General features: G+C 72.4%; 14 protein-coding genes. 6 read left to right on the forward strand and 8 right to left on the reverse strand.

Features of this window, described 5'->3' with window-relative positions; genetic code table 11:
• Entirely contained in the window at positions 1-843 is an 843-nt protein-coding gene (locus HHL10_RS07600; RefSeq protein WP_169159749.1) for a dioxygenase family protein, read from the reverse strand.
• Positions 844-937: 94 nt separating this feature from the next.
• On the opposite strand from HHL10_RS07600, the gene HHL10_RS07605 reads away from it, so the two are divergent.
• Positions 938-3,553, forward strand: a complete 2,616-nt coding sequence (locus HHL10_RS07605; protein WP_235971181.1) for an ABC transporter permease — start codon at positions 938-940, stop codon at positions 3,551-3,553.
• A gap of 180 nt (positions 3,554-3,733) precedes the next feature.
• Positions 3,734-4,708 carry a DUF3293 domain-containing protein gene (locus HHL10_RS07610; protein WP_169159750.1) on the forward strand — a complete coding sequence of 325 codons (975 nt, stop codon included), beginning with the start codon at positions 3,734-3,736 and terminating at the stop codon, positions 4,706-4,708.
• 10 nt (positions 4,709-4,718) lie between these two features.
• Here HHL10_RS07610 and HHL10_RS07615 read toward each other — a convergent pair whose 3' ends face one another.
• Positions 4,719-6,518 (reverse strand): methyl-accepting chemotaxis protein, encoded by a 1,800-nt coding sequence (locus tag HHL10_RS07615; protein WP_169159751.1) that lies wholly within the window; start codon positions 6,516-6,518, stop codon positions 4,719-4,721.
• A 239-nt stretch (positions 6,519-6,757) separates the two neighbouring features.
• Between HHL10_RS07615 and HHL10_RS07620 the strand changes: the two genes are divergently transcribed.
• Positions 6,758-7,270 (forward strand): MarR family winged helix-turn-helix transcriptional regulator, encoded by a 513-nt coding sequence (locus tag HHL10_RS07620; RefSeq protein ID WP_169159752.1) that lies wholly within the window; start codon positions 6,758-6,760, stop codon positions 7,268-7,270.
• 18 nt (positions 7,271-7,288) lie between these two features.
• Here the strand turns inward: HHL10_RS07620 and HHL10_RS07625 are convergent, their stop codons facing one another.
• Positions 7,289-8,083, reverse strand: coding sequence for a DUF2272 domain-containing protein (locus tag HHL10_RS07625; protein ID WP_169159753.1), 795 nt, complete (start codon positions 8,081-8,083; stop codon positions 7,289-7,291).
• 254 nt (positions 8,084-8,337) lie between these two features.
• Here HHL10_RS07625 and HHL10_RS07630 point away from each other — a divergent pair, with 254 nt between their 5' ends.
• The 3 genes from HHL10_RS07630 to HHL10_RS30965 all read left to right on the forward strand — a co-directional run bounded on the left by HHL10_RS07630 (position 8,338) and on the right by HHL10_RS30965 (position 10,750).
• Complete coding sequence (locus HHL10_RS07630; protein ID WP_169159754.1) at positions 8,338-9,417, forward strand: Rieske 2Fe-2S domain-containing protein; 1,080 nt, start codon at positions 8,338-8,340, stop codon at positions 9,415-9,417.
• Positions 9,414-10,385 carry a PDR/VanB family oxidoreductase gene (locus HHL10_RS07635; protein WP_169159755.1) on the forward strand — a complete coding sequence of 324 codons (972 nt, stop codon included), beginning with the start codon at positions 9,414-9,416 and terminating at the stop codon, positions 10,383-10,385. The genes HHL10_RS07630 and HHL10_RS07635 overlap by 4 nt, the downstream gene beginning before the upstream one ends.
• Positions 10,386-10,621: 236 nt before the next feature.
• On the forward strand, positions 10,622-10,750 hold the full coding sequence (locus HHL10_RS30965; RefSeq protein ID WP_259373239.1) for a hypothetical protein: 129 nt from the start codon (positions 10,622-10,624) through the stop codon (positions 10,748-10,750).
• A 76-nt stretch (positions 10,751-10,826) separates the two neighbouring features.
• Here HHL10_RS30965 and HHL10_RS31130 read toward each other — a convergent pair whose 3' ends face one another.
• The 5 genes from HHL10_RS31130 to HHL10_RS07660 form a co-directional block, all read right to left on the reverse strand.
• Complete coding sequence (locus tag HHL10_RS31130; RefSeq protein WP_169159756.1) at positions 10,827-12,722, reverse strand: methyl-accepting chemotaxis protein; 1,896 nt, start codon at positions 12,720-12,722, stop codon at positions 10,827-10,829.
• A gap of 73 nt (positions 12,723-12,795) precedes the next feature.
• Positions 12,796-13,335, reverse strand: coding sequence for a chemotaxis protein CheW (locus HHL10_RS07645; RefSeq protein WP_169159757.1), 540 nt, complete (start codon positions 13,333-13,335; stop codon positions 12,796-12,798).
• A 100-nt stretch (positions 13,336-13,435) separates the two neighbouring features.
• On the reverse strand, positions 13,436-15,181 hold the full coding sequence (locus tag HHL10_RS07650; RefSeq protein ID WP_169159758.1) for a methyl-accepting chemotaxis protein: 1,746 nt from the start codon (positions 15,179-15,181) through the stop codon (positions 13,436-13,438).
• A 57-nt stretch (positions 15,182-15,238) separates the two neighbouring features.
• Complete coding sequence (locus HHL10_RS31135; protein ID WP_310734548.1) at positions 15,239-17,002, reverse strand: methyl-accepting chemotaxis protein; 1,764 nt, start codon at positions 17,000-17,002, stop codon at positions 15,239-15,241.
• A 46-nt stretch (positions 17,003-17,048) separates the two neighbouring features.
• Positions 17,049-19,244, reverse strand: coding sequence for a chemotaxis protein CheA (locus tag HHL10_RS07660; RefSeq protein WP_169159759.1), 2,196 nt, complete (start codon positions 19,242-19,244; stop codon positions 17,049-17,051).
• Positions 19,245-19,259 lie beyond the last annotated feature (15 nt).

The raw sequence follows: 19,259 nt of genomic DNA on the forward strand, positions 1-19,259 counted from the left end.
TCAAACGGCCAACGCCTCCCGCAGCCTCTCCGCCTCCGCCCCGAACCCATACGCATCCATCCCCAGCGCGCCGTAGGTGTGGCTCTCATGCAGCCGCAGCGGCGCCGTGTCGCGCCCGCCCGCGCCGGCAGCCACGTACCAGGGCAGCAGGTGCTCGTCGGTGGGGTGCATCAGCGCGGCATGCGGCGCCTGGGCGCGGTAGTCGAACAGCGCGTCCCAATCCCGCGCCGCGGCGCGCTCGGCGAACCACTCGCGGAACGCCTTGCTCTCGGCCTTTTCCGGCGCGTCGATGGGCGCGCGGCCGGTGAAGGTGGACAGCAGCCGCAGGTTGTGCGTGATCGAGCCGCTGCCCATCACCAGCACGCCGCGCGCGCGCAGCGCGGCCAGGGCCTCACCGAGGGCGAACTGCTGCGCCGGCGGCGCCATCGGCATCCAGGCCAGCGGCAGCACCGGCACGTCGGCCTGCGGATAGACGTAGCGCAGCGGCGTCCAGATGCCGTGGTCCAGGCCGCCTTCGGCCAGCACATGCGCCGTCACGCCGGACTGCGCCAGCAGCGCCTTCACCTCCTCGGCCAGCGCCGGCGCGCCGGGCGCGTCGTAGCGCATCTCGTACAGCGCCTGCGGGAAGCCGCCGAAGTCGGGCACGGCCTCATGGCGCTCGGCGGCCAGCAGCACCGGCTCGCGCGTGAGCGTATGCGCCGACACGGCCAGGATCGCGCGCGGGCGGCCGAAAACGGCGTCGATGGCCGGGCCCAGGCGCTCCATGAAGGCGCCCGCCGCGCCGGGCTCCAGCGCGATCATGGGCGAGCCGTGGGACAGGAAAAGCGAAGGCAGCGTGTTCATGCGCTCCATTGAAGCAGCCCGCCGCGGCGCGGGCGTTGCAGGGCTTTGCACCCGGCATTCAGCCGGCTGAACCGGCTCGGTTATCGTCCCCGCCATGACCCCCGACGCCCCGTCCTCCGCCGCGGTCGCGGCGACCACTTCCCACGGCCCGGCCGCCTCCACCCCGGCCAGCGCCCCGCTGTCGCCCTCCATCGTGAAGCTGGCCTGGCGCCAGACCTGGCGCGACCTGCGCGCCGGCGAGCTGCGGCTGCTGGTGGTGGCGGTGCTGCTGGCGGTGGCGGCGCTCACCGCCGTGGGCTTCTTCGCCAACCGGCTCAATGCCGGCCTGGCGCGCGACGCCGGGGCGCTGCTGGGCGGCGACGCGTTGGTGGCGGCCGACCACCCGCTGCCGCCGGCCTTCGAGGCCCAGGCGCGCGCGCTGGGCCTGCGCGTCACGCAGCACGCCACCTTCCCCAGCATGGCGCTGGCGCCGGAGGAGCAGGGCGGCGCCACGCGGCTGGTGGCGGTGAAGGCGGTGGGCGAGGGCTACCCCTTGCGCGGCGCGGTGCGGGTGCGCGAGCAACCGGATGCGGCGGCGCGGGCGGCCACGGCCATCCCGTCGCCGGGCAGCGTGTGGGTGGACGCCGCGGTGCTGGACGCGCTGCAGCTGCGCGTGGGCGATGCGCTGCTGCTGGGCGAGTCGCGGCTGCGCATCGAGCGCGTCATCGCCTTCGAGCCGGACCGTGGCGCCGGCTTCCTGGCCTTCGCGCCGCGGGTGATGCTGCGGCAGTCGGACCTGGCGGCCACGCAGCTGATCCAGCCCGCCAGCCGCGTCACCTACCGCCTGGCCGTGGCGGCGCCGGGCGACAGCGGCGCGGCGGTGCGCCGCTTCACCGACTGGGCCCAGGAGCAGATCCGCAGCCAGAACCTGCGCGGCCTGCGCGTGGAGTCGCTGGAGGCCAGCCGCCCGGAGATGCGCCAGACGCTGGAGCGGGCCAACAAGTTCCTCAACCTCGTGGCGCTGCTGGCGGCGCTGCTGGCCGCCGTGGCGGTGGCCATCGCCGCGCGCGACTTCGCGCAGCGCCACCTCGACGACTGCGCGCTGCTGCGCGTGCTGGGCCTGCCGCAGCGCGCCATCGCCTCGGCCTACGTGCTGGAGTTCGGCGCCGTGGGCCTGCTGGCCAGCGCGCTGGGCGTGGCCGCGGGCTGGGGCATCCACCATGTGTTCGTGCTGCTGCTGGGCGCGCTGGTGGAGGCCGAGCTGCCCGGCGCCGGCTGGCAGCCCGCCGCCTTCGGATTGGGCGTCGGTTTCACGCTGCTGTTCGGCTTCGGGCTGCCCCCTGTTCTTCAATTGGCCCGCGTGCCGGCCTTGCGCGTCATCCGGCGCGACGTGGGGCAGTTGAAGGCGGCCTCGCTGGTGGTGCTGCTGGCCGGGGCGCTGGGCTTCGCGGCGCTGCTGGTGGCCGCCTCGTCGGACCTGAAGATGGGCCTGATCGCCGTGGGCGGCTTCGCCGGCGCGGTGGCGCTGTTCGCGCTCATCGCCTGGGGCGCGGTGCTGCTGCTGCGCCGCGCGGTGCCGCGCGCGCGCAAGGCGCCGCGCTGGCTGGTGCTGGCCACGCGCCAGGTGGCGGCGCGGCCGGGCTTCGCGGTGCTGCAGGTGTCGGCGCTGGCCGTGGGGCTGCTGGCGCTGGTGCTGCTGGTGCTGCTGCGCACGGACCTGATCGACAGCTGGCGCCAGGCCACGCCGCCCAATGCGCCCAACCGCTTCGTCATCAACCTGCAGCCCGACCAGGCGGAGCCATTCCGCCGCATGCTCAGCGAGGCCGGCGTGCAGGGCTATGACTGGTACCCGATGTTCCGCGGCCGGCTGGTGGCCATCAACGGCCGCAACGTCAAGGGCGAGGAGTGGAGCGAGGAGCGCGCGCAGCGCCTGGCCGAGCGCGAGTTCAACCTCAGCCACGACGCGCAGATGCCCGGGCACAACCAGGTCGCGGCGGGCAAGTGGACGCCCGACGAGCCCGATGCCGTGAGCGTGGAGGAGGGACTGGCGCAGACGCTGGGCTTGAAGCTGGGCGACCGGCTGCGCTTCGACGTGGCCGGCGTGATGCACGAGGGCCGCATCACCAGCCTGCGCAAGGTGGACTGGGGCTCGATGCGGGTGAACTTCTTCGTGATGTTCCCGCGCGAGCGCATGGACGAGGTGCCCGCCACCTTCATTTCCGCCTTCCGCGCGCCGGCCGTGCCGGGCTTCGACAACCGGCTGGTGCGCGAATTTCCCAACGTCACCAACATCGACATTTCCGCCTCGCTGGCGCAGGTGCAGGCGGTGCTGGACCAGGTGATCCGCGCCGTGGAGTTCCTGTTCGGCTTCACGCTGGCGGCCGGGCTGGTGGTGCTTTTTGCCGCCGTGACGGCCACGCGCGAGGCGCGCGAGCGCGAGTACGCGGTGATGCGCGCCCTGGGCGCGGGCCGCGCGCTGCTGCAGCGCGTGCAGCGCGCCGAGCTGCTGGGCGTGGGCGCGCTGGCGGGCTTCCTGGCCTCGGTGGCGGCGGTGGCGGTCGGCTGGGCGCTGGCGAAGTACGCCTTCGAGTTCACGTGGCGGCCCTCGCCGCTGGTGCCGCTGGCCGGCACCGCCGCCGGCGCGCTGCTGGCGCTGGCCGCGGGCTGGTGGGGCCTGCGCGGCGTGCTGCGCCGGCCGGTGGTGCAGACGCTGCGCAGGGCGGCGGAGTAGGGTGCGGGCGGCAGCTCTGGCAGCCGGGGATTGGTCAGAATTTCTGGATAAGAACCTCAATATTTGAGGTAACTGTCCAGGTGGGTTGAACAATATCGGCTCGAGCCTGTAGAACCAGCGGCGGCGCGGCTCCCCCATCCGGGGCCGGCCGCGCGCCCGCCGTTTGCTGCGGGGCAGGCCATGAAGCCCACCATCCGTGCCCGCATCCCCGGAGACAAGCTGCATCACGCCGTGCCGCGCGCCTATCACGAGGCGCTGCGCAAGGCCACGCGCCCCGAGGCGCAGTACTCGCTGCTGCTGTTCGCGCATGCGCCGCGCGACGTGGTGCCCTCGCCGCCGGTGCGCAAGGCGTTGCGCCGGCTGGGCGAGCCCGCGCCCGACGGCGTGGTGGCCGTGGGCACGGTGTTCACCGAGGAGGCGCTGAAGCTGCTCGACGAGGCCGGCGCCCGGGTGGTGGCCTACCGCAAGTCGCGCTGGACCGACGAGTCGGCGCGCCAGCGGCAACTCAAGCCCGGCGGCATCGGCCCCGCGCCGCAGGGCAAAGGCGAGCTGCACCCCCCCGCGCTGCCGCCCTGCCTGGACGACGCCGCGCTGCATTCATGCGAGCTGGTGCTGGCCCATGCCTGCGCCTACACGGATGCCGCGGCGCCCGACGAGGAGCCGGGCGGCGTGCCGGCCGAGGCCGACCCGATGGCGCCGGCCGATGCCGACGACCTGCTGGCCGGCTACGCCAACACGAATTACTTCGTTGCCGGGCTGGACGCGCCGCTGCACCCGGGCGACCGCAACCCAGCGCTGGCGGGCTTCCTGGCGGGGCAGGGCGCGCGCTCGCTGGCCGTGCTCACGGCCTACAACCCGCGCAGCCAGATGCTGTCGCTGGAGGAGAACGCGCGGCGCCAGGGCGCGCTGCGCGCCGCGCTGGAGGCGGCCGGGCTGCGTTGCGTCGAGGCCGAGGGCCGGGCCCGCGACGGCAGCGCGCGGCCGGTGGAGCCGCTGCTGGCCGTCTTCGACGCGCCGCCGCTGCTGCTGCAGCGGCTGATGGAGGAGTTCGGCCAGAACGCGGTGCTGCTGGCCGCGGCCGATGCGCCGCCGCGCCTGTGGCTGCGGCCGACCTTCATGCGCGAGCTGGCGCGCGAGGAGTACGCCAGCAGCTGAGGCGCCCAGGTCAGAAGTTGACCCACTCCGCGGCGTCGGCCTCCTCGCGGGCCGTGCGCGCGGCCGGGGCAGCGGGGGCCATGGGAGCCGCCAGGGCGGTGTGCACCGGCGCCGCCTTGCGCATGGATGCGCTCGGCATGGGCGCCGCGGCGGCGCGGGGCTCGGCCGGGGCCGCGACCGGAGCTGCGGCCGGTGCCGGAGGGAACTGGAAGTCCACCGGGGCCACCAGGCGGCTGGTCGCCGGGGTGCCGGCGGCCTGGTAGCCGTCGAGCTTGAAGCCGTGCACGACCTGCGCCAGGCGGGCGGCCTGCTGGTTCAGGCTCTCGGCGGCGGCGGCGCTTTGCTCCACCAGCGCGGCGTTCTGCTGCGTCACCTGGTCCAGCTGCGACACCGCGTCGCCCACCTGGTTGATGCCCTGGCTCTGCTCGGTGCTGGCCGCGGCGATCTCGTTGATGAGGTCGCTGACGCGGCGCACCTGGCTCACGATCTCGTGCATGGTGCGGCCGGCGTCGTCCACCAGGTGCGAGCCGGTTTCCACCTTCTGCACGCTGGAGCCGATGAGGGACTTGATTTCCTTGGCCGCCTCGGCGCTGCGCTGCGCCAGGCTGCGCACCTCGCCGGCCACCACGGCGAAGCCGCGGCCCTGCTCGCCGGCGCGCGCGGCTTCCACCGCGGCGTTGAGCGCCAGGATGTTGGTCTGGAAGGCGATGCCGTCGATCACGCCGATGATGTCGGCGATCTTGCGCGAGCCCGCGCTGATCTCCTCCATGGTGGACACCACGCGCGTCATCACCGCGCCGCCTTCCGCGGCGGCATGGCTGGCGCTGTGGGCCAGCTGCGTGGCCTGCGCGGCGGTGTCGGCGTTGTGCTTGACGGTGGAGGTGAGCTGCTCCATCGAGGCCGCGGTCTGCTGCAGGTTGGAGGCCTGCTCCTCGGTGCGCTGGCTCAGGTCGGCGTTGCCGGTGGCGATCTGCTGGCTGCCCGTGGCGATGGAGTCGCTGCTCTGGCGCACGCGGGCCACGATGTCCTGGAGGCTGTGGTTCATGGTGTCCAGCGCCTGCAGCAGCTCGCCGGTCTCGTCCTGGCGCGTGACCTGCACGCGCGAGGTCAGGTCGCCGGCGGCCACGGTCTTGGCCACCTTCACCGCCTGCAGGATGGGTGCCGTGATGGTGCGGGTGAGCCACCAGGCGAAGCCCGCGCCCACCACCAGCGCGATCACGCCCAGCACCAGGATCTCCACGCGGGCGGAAGAGATGTCGCCGGTGACCTGCTCGTTGCTGGCCGCCATGAGCCCCTTCTGCAGCTCGGAGAAGACTTCCACCTCGTTCTGCAGCCGGTCGATGGCCGGCAGCGTCTCGGCGGTGAGCAGCGCCGAGGCCTCGTCGCGCTGGCCCTTGCCCAGCAGCTGCTCCACCTTGGTGAAGGAGGCGACGTAGGCGGCGCGGTATTCCTTGATCCGGCCGATGATGGCCTTGCCCTGGTCGGTGTAGGCCAGCCGGTCCATCGTCTCCAGCGACTCGCTCACCTTCTGCTTGTTGGAGGCGATGTGCTGCTTGATCCGCTGCAGGTCAGCTTCGTCCTTGGCGAAGAACAGCTCCATGGTGCGGCGGGCGTTGGCGCGGGTGTAGGCGTTGAGCGTGGCCGTGGCCTCGGACTTCACCCAGTCCACCTCGATGGCGCGGTCGGACGCGGCGCCGACCTTGTTGAGGTTGACCAGGGCGGTCACGACGATGCCGAGCATCAGCACCAGCACGGCGGCGAAGCCCATGCCCAGGCGCGAACCGAGTCGGAGCTTGTTGAAGGAAATCATGGCTTGGTCTTTCAGGCACCCGAGGCTTCCGGGCGCACGCTTGAGCTGCGATAACTGCTCATCGGGATGTCACGGATGGACTGAAGGGTCCAGAGCTGTAACGGCGTGCCGGACTCCACGTCGATTGATCCATCTCAAGCATGACCATTCGGAGGATGGCGGCTGGCATGGGAAGCGCGCCGGGCGCTGCGTGCAGAATTCGCGCTTCCCAGGCCGTTGCCCCCGCCGCCCTTTTCGCCATGCCTTCCGACGCCGCCCCGCCCGCCGATCTCCTGGCCATCGAGCTCTATGACCAGCCCGGGCACCTGATCCGGCGCGCGCAGCAGATCGCCGTGTCGGTGTTCTACGAGGAGGTCGGGCGCGAGGTGACGCCGATCCAGTATTCGGTGCTGCGCATGCTCCAGGAGAAGCCCGGGCTGGACCAGGTGCGGCTGGCGCAGGAGGTGGCGCTGGACACCTCCACCGCCGCCGAGATCGCCGCGCGGCTGGAGAACAAGGGCTGGATCACGCGCGAGGTGCTGCCGCGGCGCCAGCGCCGGCTGCTGCTCACGGCCGAGGGCGAGGCGGTGCTGGCGCGCACCGTGCCCGGCGTGCGGCGCATGCAGCAGGCGCTGCTGTCGCACCTGGAGGCCGACGAGCAGCGCGAGTTCCTGCGCCTGCTGCGCAAGTTCGTGGACCTGGGCAACGAGTACAGCCGCGCGCCGCTGCGCTCGGGCAGCGCGAGCGAGGCGCTGGCGCCGCAGGAAACCTGAGCCCGCGCGCGCCGCGGCTCAGGGCAGGTGGTTGCGCAGCACCACGATCCACGGCCGCTGCGGCGAGGGCTCCAGCAAGCCGCCTTCGCGCAGCCGCACGCGCGTCCAGGTGACGGCGTCGCGCACGTTGCCGCCGATGGCGCCCAGCGTGCCGTTGCCGATCTCCACCACCACGTCGCAGTGGTAGCCGCCGCGGCTGTCGGGGTCGGCCAGCTGCGCGAAGGACCACACCCGCAGCGCGGTCGCGTCGCGCGGGGCGCAGATCAGGTCGCCCACCGCCGGCGGCGTCGTGGCGGCGTCCAGCGCCTCGAAGCCCTGCGGGTCGGGCGCGTCGTGGATGTGCTTGATGTAGTGCCAGTGCAGCGCGCTGCCCGGGAAGCGCTCGGCGCCGATGCCCGCGGCCTTCACGAGAAAGCTGATGAACACCGCCGACCACGGGATCAGGGAGCCGTCGCCGTACTGCGCCTCCTCGGCCTGCAACCCGGCGCCGTTGTCGAGGGCCTGCCAGTACAGCAGCACGCGGCTGCTGAAGTCCGGGACATGCTCGCGCCCCGGCGCCGTGGCGGCGGGCCATTCGTAGGTGTCGGTGGCCGCGTCCCACACGCCGCGGCCCCACAGCGCCCATTCCTGCCGGGCGGTGAAGACCAGGCGCTGCCGCGGCGTGGGCAGCGTGACGACCCGGCCGCCGGCCCCGGTGGGTGCCGTCTGCTGTTCGCCTGAAGCCTCGCCCGGGGGCTCGACCGGCGTGCTGCAGCCGCCCAGCAGCAGGAGGACCGTGGCGGTCAAGGTGATGAGGAAAGTGCGGATCGGCATGGTTGCGGGGCCTTGAGCAAGCGGCTTGCGTGTCTATCGACCGGGCCACGGATTAGGGAAAGCCCTGAGCCGCACCGTCTTCCCCGAGAAAGCCACGATCCGTACACTGAATGACATATTCAGTGCTCTGAATGACAGGGGCGCCCGTACCGATCGCGGCGCCTGCCGAGCCGGCGCACGGCTTGCCGCGACCCGGGGCGGGACGTGGCGCGATGCGTCCACCGACTGGCTGGAATCCCAGAGGAGATACACACATGTTCCCCAAGAACACCTGGTACGTCGCCTGCACGCCCGACGAGATCGAGGGCAAGCCGCTGGGCCGCAAGGTCTGCAATGAGGCCATCGTCTTCTACCGCCAGGCCGACGGCAGTCCGGCCGCGGTGGAGGACTTCTGCCCGCACCGCGGCGCGCCGCTGTCGCTGGGCTACGTGTCCGACGGCAAGCTCGTGTGCGGCTACCACGGCCTGGAGATGGGCTGTGACGGCAAGGCCGTCGCCATGCCGGGCCAGCGTGTGCGCGGCTTCCCGTGCATCAAGAGCTACGCCACGGTGGAGCGCCACGGCTTCATCTGGGTGTGGCCCGGCGACAAGGACCAGGCCGACCCCGCGCTCATCCCGGACCTGCACTGGGCCCACGATCCCGAGTGGGCCTACGGCGGCGGCTACTACCACGTCAGGTGCGACTACCGGCTCATGATCGACAACCTGATGGACCTCACGCACGAGACCTACGTGCACTCCACGTCCATCGGCCAGAAGGAGATCGACGAGACGCCGTGCACCACGAAGGTCGAGGGCGACCACGTCATCACCAGCCGCTTCATGAACGAGCTGCCCGAGGCGCCGCCGTTCTGGAAGCTGGCGCTGCGCGGCCACGGGCTGCCCGATGACCAGCGCGTGGACCGCTGGCAGATCTGCCACTTCAACCCGCCCACGCACGTGATGATCGAGGTGGGCGTGGCGCTGGCCGGCCACGGCGGCTACGACGCGCCGGCGGACAAGAAGGTCTACGCCATCGTGGTGGACTTCATCACGCCCGAGACCGAGACCTCGCATCACTACTTCTGGGGCATGGCGCGGCACTTCAAGCCGCAGGACCCGGCGCTGACCGTGGCCATCCGCGAGGGCCAGCGCAAGGTCTTCGGCGAGGACCTGCAGATGCTGGAGCGCCAGCAGGCCAACCTCAGCACCTGGCCCGAGAGGAAGCTGCTGATGCTCAACATCGACGCCGGCGGCGTGCAGTCGCGCCGTGTCATCGACCGCGTCCTGGCCGCCGAGCGCAGCGCGTCGGCCGACCGGCTCGCCGCTGCCTCCACCGCGGAGATGGCGAAATGAGCACCGGCCCCACCCTGAGCGTGCGCGTGGCGCGCAAGGCGGTCGAAGCCGCCGACATCTGCAGCCTGGAGCTGGTGGCCGCCGACGGCAGCACGCTGCCGGGCTTCTCGGCCGGCTCGCACATCGACGTGCACCTGCCCGGCGGCATCGTGCGCCAGTACTCGCTGTGCAACGACCCGGCCGAGACGCACCGCTACCTCATTGCCGTGCTGCGCGACCCGGGCTCGCGCGGCGGCTCCATCGCCGTGCACGACGCGGTGCAGGAGGGCGACGAGCTGTGCATCAGCGCGCCCAAGAACCACTTCGCGCTGGCCCACGAGGCCAAGAAGAGCCTGCTGCTGGCCGGGGGCATCGGTGTCACGCCGATCCTGTGCATGGCCGAGCGCCTGGCAGTGATGGGCGCCTCCTTCGAGATGCACTACGCCGCGCGCTCACGCGAGCGCACCGCCTTCGTGGACCGAATCCAGGGCGCGGCCTTTGCCGACAAGGTGCAATTTCACTTCGATGACGGCGACGCCGAGCAGCGCCTGGACCTGCCCGGGCTGCTGATGCAGGCGCAGCCCGGCACGCACCTCTACGTCTGCGGGCCCAAGGGCTTCATGGACGCGGTGCTGGGCACGGCGCGGGCGCAGGGCTGGGGCGAGGCGCAGCTGCACTGGGAGTTCTTCTCCGGCGCCGACGCCGCGCCGCGCGCCGACGACGGCAGCTTCGAGGTGCAGCTCGCCAGCTCGGGCCGCGTCATCGCCATCGCCCCGGACAAGACCGTGACGCAGGCGCTGGCCGAGGCGGGCGTGGAGATCCTGGTGTCGTGCGAGCAGGGCGTGTGCGGCACCTGCCTCACGCGCGTGCTGCAGGGCGAGGTGGACCACCGCGACGCCTACCTCACGCCCGAGGAGCAGGCGGCCAACGACCAGTTCACGCCCTGCTGCTCGCGCGCCAAGTCGCCGCGGCTGGTGCTGGATTTGTGAATAGGCGTCGCCGTTGATATTCCCGGGATATTTGTCCCGGGAATATCCAGGCGCGAATGGTATTTTCCTCCCGGGAACACCGCATATGGCCAGGCTCACCTTTAGAGTCGGCCTCGCCGCAGCGCAAGGGGTCATCGGAAGTATCTTCGGGAATTTCTTTTCCCCTCGATTGCGGGTGCCGGCATCGGGTTTGCACTAGACCTGGCCAATGCCGTGATCTTGAGGAGAAAATCCCAATGTCCAAACGCGTGATCGCCGTCGTGCTGATGGCCGCCTTTTCCCTCATCGGTTGCAGCAAACCCGTGGGCAATATGGCCGGCACCGACCAGGAATACGAAGCCCATACCCCGGACTGGCGCACCTAAATATTCACGGGGCCGGGCTTTATGGGGCGGGCACGCCGGGGCGCCGCCCCTGTTCGGGGTGAGGAACGGCGCCGGCTCAGGCCTGCCGCGGCGCCAGGCGGAAGACGCTGACCGACTCCACCAGGCGCTGCGCCTGCTGCTGCAGGCTCTCGGCCGCGGCGGCGCTTTCCTCCACCAGCGCGGCGTTCTGCTGCGTGACCTGGTCGAGCTGGCTCACGGCGTCGCCGACCTGGCTGATGCCGCTGCTCTGCTCCTGCGTCGCGGTACTGATGCGCTCGATGAGCGCGTGCACCTGCTGCACGCGCGCGACGATTTCCTCCATGCCGCGGCCGGCGTCGTGCACCAGCGCGCTGCCGGTCTCGACCTTGGAAGTGCTCTCGGTGATGAGCGCCTTGATCTCGCGCGCGGCCTCTGCGCTGCGCTGCGCCAGGTGGCGCACCTCGCCGGCCACCACGGCGAAGCCGCGGCCCTGCTCGCCGGCGCGCGCGGCCTCCACCGCGGCATTGAGCGCCAGGATGTTGGTCTGGAAGGCGATGGCGTCGATGGTGCCGATGATGTCGACGATGCGGTGGCTGGAGGTGGTGATCTCGTCCATGGTGCTCACCACCCGGCGCACCACCGCGCCGCCCGCGCCCGCGGCGTCCTGCGCCGCGCGGGCGAGCTCGCTGGCCTGCAGCGCGCTCTCGGCGTTGGTCTGCACCATGCCGCGCAGCTGCTCCATCGAGGCCGCGGTCTGCTGCAGGTTGGAGGCCTGCTCCTCGGTGCGCTGGCTCAGGTCCAGGTTGCCGTGCGCGATCTGCACCGCCGCGGTGCTCACCGACTCGCTGCTGCGGCGGATGCCCACCACCATGCCCGAGAGCGAGTGCATGGCGTGCTGCAGCGCCTGCGACAGCCGGCCGACCTCGTCGTGCGAGTGCACCTGCACCACGTGGTGCAGCTCGCCGCGCTCCAACGCCTTGGCCGCGGCCTCGGCCTCCCGCACCGCGCGCCGCGTGGTGCGGGTGACGAACACCAGCAGCGCCACGCCCAGGCCGCCGAACAGCGTGACCAGGCCGTTGACCAGCAGCAGCAGCCGGCGCTGCGCGGCCACGCGCTCGGCCAGCGCCGTGTCCAGCGCGCCGAAGGCGGACTGCGCCAGCGCGAACTGCGCGTCGATCACGCGCGTGATGGCGGCGAAGTACTCCGGTGCCGGAAGGTTGAGGGTTTCGGGCTGCACCACGCCGTCGTCGATGAGCTTCAGGCCCGTGTCGAAGGCCGACAGCGCCGCCTGCAGCGGGGCCTGCAGGGCGGCCTGCACCTGGGCATCGGTGGCGCCGGCCTTGCCGAAGGCGCCGCGCGCGGCCCTGAGGTGGTCGCGCGCGACCTCGGCCAGCGAGGCCAGGGCGGCGCGCTCGCCGGCCGAGGCCTGGCCCTGCGCCAGCAGCGCCGCGCCGCGCGCGCGGGCCTGGCCCAGCCGCTCGGTGAGCTGGGGCAGGTGGGTGAGCGTGCCCATGACCAGGTGGTAGCTGCGCGCCTCGGTGTCCAGCGACAGCCCGCTGCCGTCGGCAATGGCCTCCAGCAGCGCCAGCTGCGTCTCCACCAGCGCCGTGTGGCGCCTGAAGCTCTCGGGCTTGGCCATGCCGGGCAGGGCCTGCACCAGTGCCTGCCAGTCACGTCCGAGCGCTTCGGCCTGGGACGCCAGCGCGCCCTGGCCGGCCAGCGCGGCCTGCGTCGCCGCCAGCGCGGCGGCCACCTCGGCCTGCTTGGCCGCGCGGGCGCCGCGGCCGGCCGCGTCGTCCTGCGTGGCGGCCACCGTGCCGCGGTGCTGCTGCGTCAGCCGCACCAGCTTGAGCAGCTCGCCGGCCTGGGCCAGCCCGGCCGCTTCCGAGCGCAGCTCCTGCAGCGCCTGCCACTGCTGCTGCAGCAGCAGCGTCGCGGGGACCGCCACCATGGCCAGGGCCAGCAATCCCACCAGCACGAACTTGCGTGCCATGGGCAGATCCGCGATCCAGCGTGTCATCGACCCTCCCGGGTACTGCTTGAAGGGCAACGGGCCCGGGAATGCGTCAGCGCACCGAGTCGATCAGGCCCATGTCGGAGCTGCTCATCAGCGCCTCGATGTCCATGAGGATGAGCATGCGCTCGCCCACGCCGCCGATGCCGGTGATGAAGCTCGCGTCCACGGTGGCGTTCATCTCCGGCGCCGGGCGGATCTGCTCGCGGCTGAGCTGCAGCACGTCCGACACCGAGTCCACCACCGCGCCCACGATGCGCCCGCGCACGTTGAGCACGATCACCACCGTGAAGCTGTTGTACTCGGCGCTGTCGCAGCCCAGCTTCAGGCGCAGGTCCACCACCGGCACGATCACGCCGCGCAGGTTGACCACGCCCTTCATGAACGCCGGCGCGTTGGCGATGCGCGTGGGCTGCTCGTAGGAGCGGATCTCCTGCACGCGCAGGATGTCGATGCCGTACTCCTCCGCACCGAGGCGGAAGGTCAGGTATTCGCCGCCGCGCGGCTCGGCGGTGGCCACGGGGGCGGCGCCGCGCTGCACGACCTGGAGGGCGCCACCGGTGGCGGGCGCGGGGTTGTTGATCAGTTCCATGCGTCACTCCTGCATGAGGTGCGGCCGCTGCCGCACGGGGTGTTGAGGGAGCTCCCGTGCGGCGGGCAGCCGGCGCGGGGCAGAGGGGTTTTCAGGGACTTCAGAACTGCTCCCATTCGCCGTCGTCGCCGGAGGCGGCCGGGGCGGGGGACGGGGCGGCCGCGGGCTTGGGCGCGGGCGCGGCCTTGGACTGGGGCCGGGGCTGGAGTGAGGACGGGGGCGCTGCCCGAACCGCCACGCGCCCGATCAGCGCCGCGGCCTGTGTCCGGGCATCGGTGCGGACCGCGGGCAGGTGCTCCATGCCTTCGAGCCGGAACACCGCCGCAGCCGACTCCAGCCGCTGCGCCTGCTCGCGCAGGTGCTGCGCCGCGGCGGCGGTTTCCTCCACCAGCGAGGCGTTCTGCTGGGTGTGGGTGTCGAGCTGGCCCACGGCGTCGCGCGCCTGGGCGATACCCTCGGCCTGCTGCTGCAGCGACACGCCCACGTCGCCGATGAGCTGCGCCACGCGGCGCACCTGCGACACGATCTCGTCCATGGTCCCGCCGGCCTCGGTGACGAGCCGGCTGCCGGCCTCCACCTTGTCCACGCTGCCGCCGATGAGGTCCTTGATCTCGCGCGCGGCGGCGGCCGAGCGCTGCGCCAGGGCGCGCACCTCGCCGGCCACCACCGCGAAGCCGCGGCCGGCCTCGCCGGCGCGCGCGGCTTCCACCGCGGCATTGAGCGCCAGGATGTTGGTCTGGAAGGCGATGCCGTCGATGGTGCCGGTGATCTCGGCAATGCGCCGCGAGCCGGCCTGGATCTCGTCCATGGTGGCCACCACGCGGTGCACCACCTCGCCGCCGCGCTGCGCCACGTCGGCGGCGCCGGCGGCCAGCGCGTGCGCGCTGGTGGCCGACTCGGCGCTGGCCTGCACGCCGCCGGCGAGTTGCTGCATGCTCGCGGCGCTGCGCTGCAGCTCGCTGGCGGCCTGCTCGGTGCGGCTGGCCAGGTCCGCGTTGCCGCTGGCGATCTGCGCGCAGGCGCCGCCGATGCCGTCGCTGCCGGCGCGCACCTGCGCCACCATGCGGCCCAGGTCCTGGCGCATGCGCTCCAGCGCCTGCAGCAGCCGCCCGATCTCGTCGGCGCGCCCGGCGCTCACCGGCCGCGTCAGGTCGCCGCCGGCGATGGCCTGCAGCGCCTGCTGCGCGTTGTCGAGCCGGCGCTGCAGCCCGTTGGCCATGCGCTGCACGAAGGCGAGCACCACCAGGCCCACCACCAGCGCCGTGGCCAGGCTCACCGCGGCAAAGCGCCACGCCGCGGCGCGCACCTCGTCCGTGTACACGCCCGAGCCGATCACCCAGTTCCAGGGCGCGAAGCCCGCCACGTAGGAGCGCTTGGGGCTGTTGGCCTGCTCGCCGGGCTTGGGCCACAGGTAGTCCACGTAACCGGAGCCGTTGCGTTTGACGGTTTCCACGAACTCCATGAACAGCCGCTTGCCGTCGGGGTCCTGGGTCTGCGACATGTCCTTGCCTTCGAGCTCGGGCTTGATCGGGTGCGCCACCATGCGCGCCACCATGTCGTTGATCCAGACATATTCCTTGCCGTCGTAGCGGATGGCGCGGATCTCGTCCATGGCGTGCTGCTGGGCCTGCGCGCGCGAGACCTTGCCGGTGGCCTCCTGCTCCTGCCAGCGCTGGGCGATGGACAGCGACTGCTGCACCACCGCGCGCGTGGCGCCCAGGCGCAGGTCCAGCGCGGCATCGTGGAACGCCACGCCGGTGTAGGCGCCCAGGCCCAGCAGGGCCAGCGTCACGGCCAGCGCCATCAGGCGCAGCCGCGCGGCCAGCGAGAGAACGACTTTCGACATCAATGACTTTCTTCAGGGTCCCGGCATGTCCGGCGCGTCAGGCCGGGGCCTGTTGATTCAGAAACTTTCCCACTCGCCGGCGTCGGTTGCCGGCGCCTTGGCCGCGCTCGCCACCGGCGCGCCCTGGCGCGCGCGCCCCGGCGTGGCCCGGGCCAGGGCCTTGGACGACAGGGGAGGAGTGGCGGCCGCCGGGGCACGGGCCGGCGCCGCGCCGCGCACCGGCTCGGCCAGCGCCACGGCGCCGGGCGCGTCCCGCTCGGCGCGGCCGGTGCGGAAGCGCGCCACCACTTCCGACAGCCGCACGGCCTGCTCGCTCAGGCTCTGGGCGGCAGCGGCGCTCTCTTCCACCAGCGCGGCGTTCTGCTGCGTCATGCGGTCGAGCTCGACCACGGCGGTGTTGACCTGGCCGATGCCGCCGCTTTGCTCGGCGGCGGCGGCGCTGATCTCGCCGATCACGTCCGACACGCGCCGCACGCCCTGCACGATCTCGTCCATGGTGCGGCCCGCGTCCTGCACCAGCGCCGAGCCGTTTTCCACCTGCGCCACGCTCTGGCCGATGAGCGCCCGGATCTCGCGCGCGGCCTCGGCGCTGCGCTGCGCCAGGTGGCGCACCTCGCCGGCCACCACCGCGAAGCCGCGGCCGGCCTCGCCCGCGCGCGCGGCCTCCACCGCGGCGTTGAGCGCCAGGATGTTGGTCTGGAAGGCGATGCCGTCGATGGTGCCGACGATGTCGCCGATGCGCCGGCTCGCGGCCTGGATGCCGTCCATGGTGCTCACCACCTGGCTGACCACCTCGCCGCCGCGCTGCGCCACCTCGGAGGCCGAGTGGGCGAGCTGGTTGGCGGTGGCGGCGGCCTCGGCGCTGGCGCGCACGGTGGAGGTGAGCTGCTGCATGCTCGACGCCGTCTGCTGCAGGCTCGACGCGGCCTGCTCGGTGCGGTTGGAGAGGTCGCTGTTGCCCGAGGCCACCTCGGAGCTGGCAAGCTGCACCGACGCGGCGGTCTGGCGCACCTCGCCCACCAGCGACTGCAGCGCGCGCTGCATGCTCGCCAGCGCGCGCTGCAGCGCCGCGGTCTCGTCCTTGCCGCTGACCTCGATGTCCTGCGACAGCTCGCCCGTGGCGATGCGCTCGGCCACGGCCTGCGCCTGCGCCAGCGGCGTGCAGATCGACACCATGTTGGCCAGCGTCAGCGGCACCACCACGACCATGGCCAGCACCACCGCCGTGCCGAAGAGCAGGTTGGCCACATGCGAGGCCTCGTCGAGCTCGGCCGCGGCGGCGGCCTGCTGCGCGCTCACGTGGGCCGCGAGCTTGCCCGCCTCGATCTCGGTGGCATGGATGGCGTCCTTGGCCGGGCCCAGCAGGCGGTTGGCCACCGTGGCGGTGTCGTAGGCGGTGGCGGCCAGTTGCTTCATCACCGGTTCGGCCTTGGCGGCGTAGTCGGTGATCGCGGCGGCAATCGCCGCCGCCGCGGCGGTGCCGGGGTCGGCCGGGCCCTGGCCGAGCTCCTGCGCGATCCGGGTCGCCTGCTGGATCGCGGCCATCCACTTCGCGTGGTACTGGGCGACGACCTCGGGCTTCTCGTAATTGATGACCTGGTCCTTCTCGAAGCGCCGGATCGCGCCGAGCTGCTCCTGCAGCGCGGCCGCCTTCGTGGCCTGGACGTGCGCGCCGTGGAGGAACCCGTCGCCCACGGCGTGCACCTTGGTCAGCCCCCAGAGGCCCGCCCCGCACACCACGGCCAGCAGGGCCAGCACCATCGCGATGGCGCTGATCATGCGGAAGCGGATGGAAAAGCTGCGAATCCAGCCGTTGATCATTCAGGTCCCCAGAACTGCTATTGGTTGCTTGATCAGCGGCTGGCCGTCAGGCGTGGCCGTCCATGAGCCGGTTGCGCGAGCGGCGCACCAGGCCGCCCACGTCCAGGATCAGCGCCACGCGGCCGTCGCCCAGGATGGTCGCGCCGGAGATGCCGTCCACGCGGCGGTAGTTGGCCTCCAGGTTCTTGACCACGACCTGCTGCTGGCCGAGCAGCTCGTCCACCAGCAGCGCCACGCGCCCGCCGTCGGCCTCGACCACCACCATCATGTCGCTGGGGTTCTCCATGCCCGGACGCGGCACGTCGAACATGCGCTGCATGTCCACCACCGGCATGTACTCCTGGCGCACCTCGACCACGCGCGCCCCGGCCAGGCCGCGGATCATGCCGGGCTTGACCTGGAAGGACTCGACCACGCTGGCCAGCGGGACGATGTAGCACTCCTGGCCGATGCCCACGCTCATGCCGTCCATGATGGCCAGCGTCAGCGGCAGCCGCACCTTCACGCTCATGCCCTGGCCCGGCGCGGAGTCGATCTCCACCGTGCCGCCCAGCGCGGTGATGTTCTTCTTGACCACGTCCATCCCGACGCCGCGGCCGGAGACGTCGGTGACCACCTCGGCGGTGGAGAAGCCCGGCGCGAAGATCAGGCCCCACACCTCGGCGTCGCTGAGCGTGTCGGGCGCGTCCAGGCCGCGCTCGCGCGCCTTCCTGAGCAGCTTGTCGCGGTCCAGGCCGCGGCCGTCGTCGCGCACCTCGATGACGATGTTGCCGCCCTGGTGGCTGGCCACCAGGGTGATGCTGCCATGCTCGGCCTTGCCGCGCGCCTTGCGCTCGGCGGGCAGCTCGATGCCGTGGTCGGCGCTGTTGCGCACCAGGTGCGTGAGCGGGTCGGTGATCTTCTCCACCAGCCCCTTGTCGAGCTCGGTGGCCTCGCCCTGGGTGTGCATCTCGATGCGCTTGCCCAGCTTGGATTCCAGGTCGCGCAGCATGCGCGGGAAGCGGCTGAAGACGACCGACATCGGAATCATGCGGATCGACATCACCGATTCCTGCAGGTCGCGCGTGTTGCGCTCCAGCGCGGCCAGCCCGGCCACGAGCTGCTGGTGCAGCGCGCCGTCGAGCTGCTTGCTGTTCTGCGCCAGCATGGCCTGCGTGATGACGAGCTCGCCCACCAGGTTGATGAGCTGGTCCACCTTCTCCACCGACACGCGCAGCGTCGAGGACTCGCCCTTGTCCACGCGCGGCACCGCCGCGGGCTTGGGGCCGGCGGCGGGCGTGGGCACGGTGATCTCGGCGGGCGCGGCCGGGGTGACGGCGGTGCCGGTGGCGGGCGCCGGCACCGGGGCCGCCGCGCCGGGGGCGCCGGGGGCGTCGTCGTAGAAGCCGTAGCCCTCGCAGTGCGGCTCGGGCGGCGGCGCGCCGGGGGCGTCGTCGTGGAAGCCGTAGCCCTTGTGCATGGGCGCCAGGCGCATCGACTCGCGCGCGACGTGGAAGGTGAACAGGTCCAGCAGCTCGTCGTCGCTGCTGGTGGTCAGCACCTTGAAGCGGCGCATGCCGTCGGCGGCGTGGCCGCCGTCCAGCGGCTCCAAGAGCCCCAAGTCGGGAATCTCCTTGAACAGCTCGGCCAGGTTGTCGGCCTGCTCGGGCTGCTGCAGCGGCCCGACCGTGAGCTCGAGCTCGCGCACCGGGCAGGGCTTGGCGTCAACGGCCGGCGCGGCCTCGACCACCTCGGCCGGGGCGGCCTCGACCACGGGCGCGGGGGCCGGGGCGGGCGGGGCCACCGGGGCCGGCGCGGCCGCGGCCGGTGCCGGGGCGCCGCGGCCCTCGGCCATGGCGCGGATGCGCTGGCGCAGCTCGGTGGTGTCCACCGGGTCGCCGGCGCCGCCGGCCTCGTGGCGCGCGAGCTGCGCGCGCAGCGCGTCGCCGGACTGCAGCAGCACGTCCACCATCGCGTTGTCGGGCTGGAGCTCGTGGCGGCGCAGCCGGTCCAGCAGCGTTTCCATCTGGTGCGTGAGTTCGGCCACGTCGTTGAAGCCGAAGGTCGCGGCGCCGCCCTTGACCGAGTGCGCGCAGCGGAAGATCGCGTTGAGCGCCTCGTCGTCGGCGGCCGTGATGTCCACTTCCAGGAGCATCTGCTCCATGCGCTCCAGGTTCTCCAGCGCCTCCTCGAAGAAGACTTGGTAGAACTGGCTCAGGTCGATGCCGGCGTCCAGGCTGTTGTCGGATGTTGTCTCGCCCATGAGGTGACTCTCCGG

It is taken from the genome of Azohydromonas caseinilytica (assembly GCF_012927045.1).
In the GTDB taxonomy this organism is placed as follows: Bacteria; Pseudomonadota; Gammaproteobacteria; order Burkholderiales; family Burkholderiaceae_C; genus Azohydromonas; species Azohydromonas caseinilytica.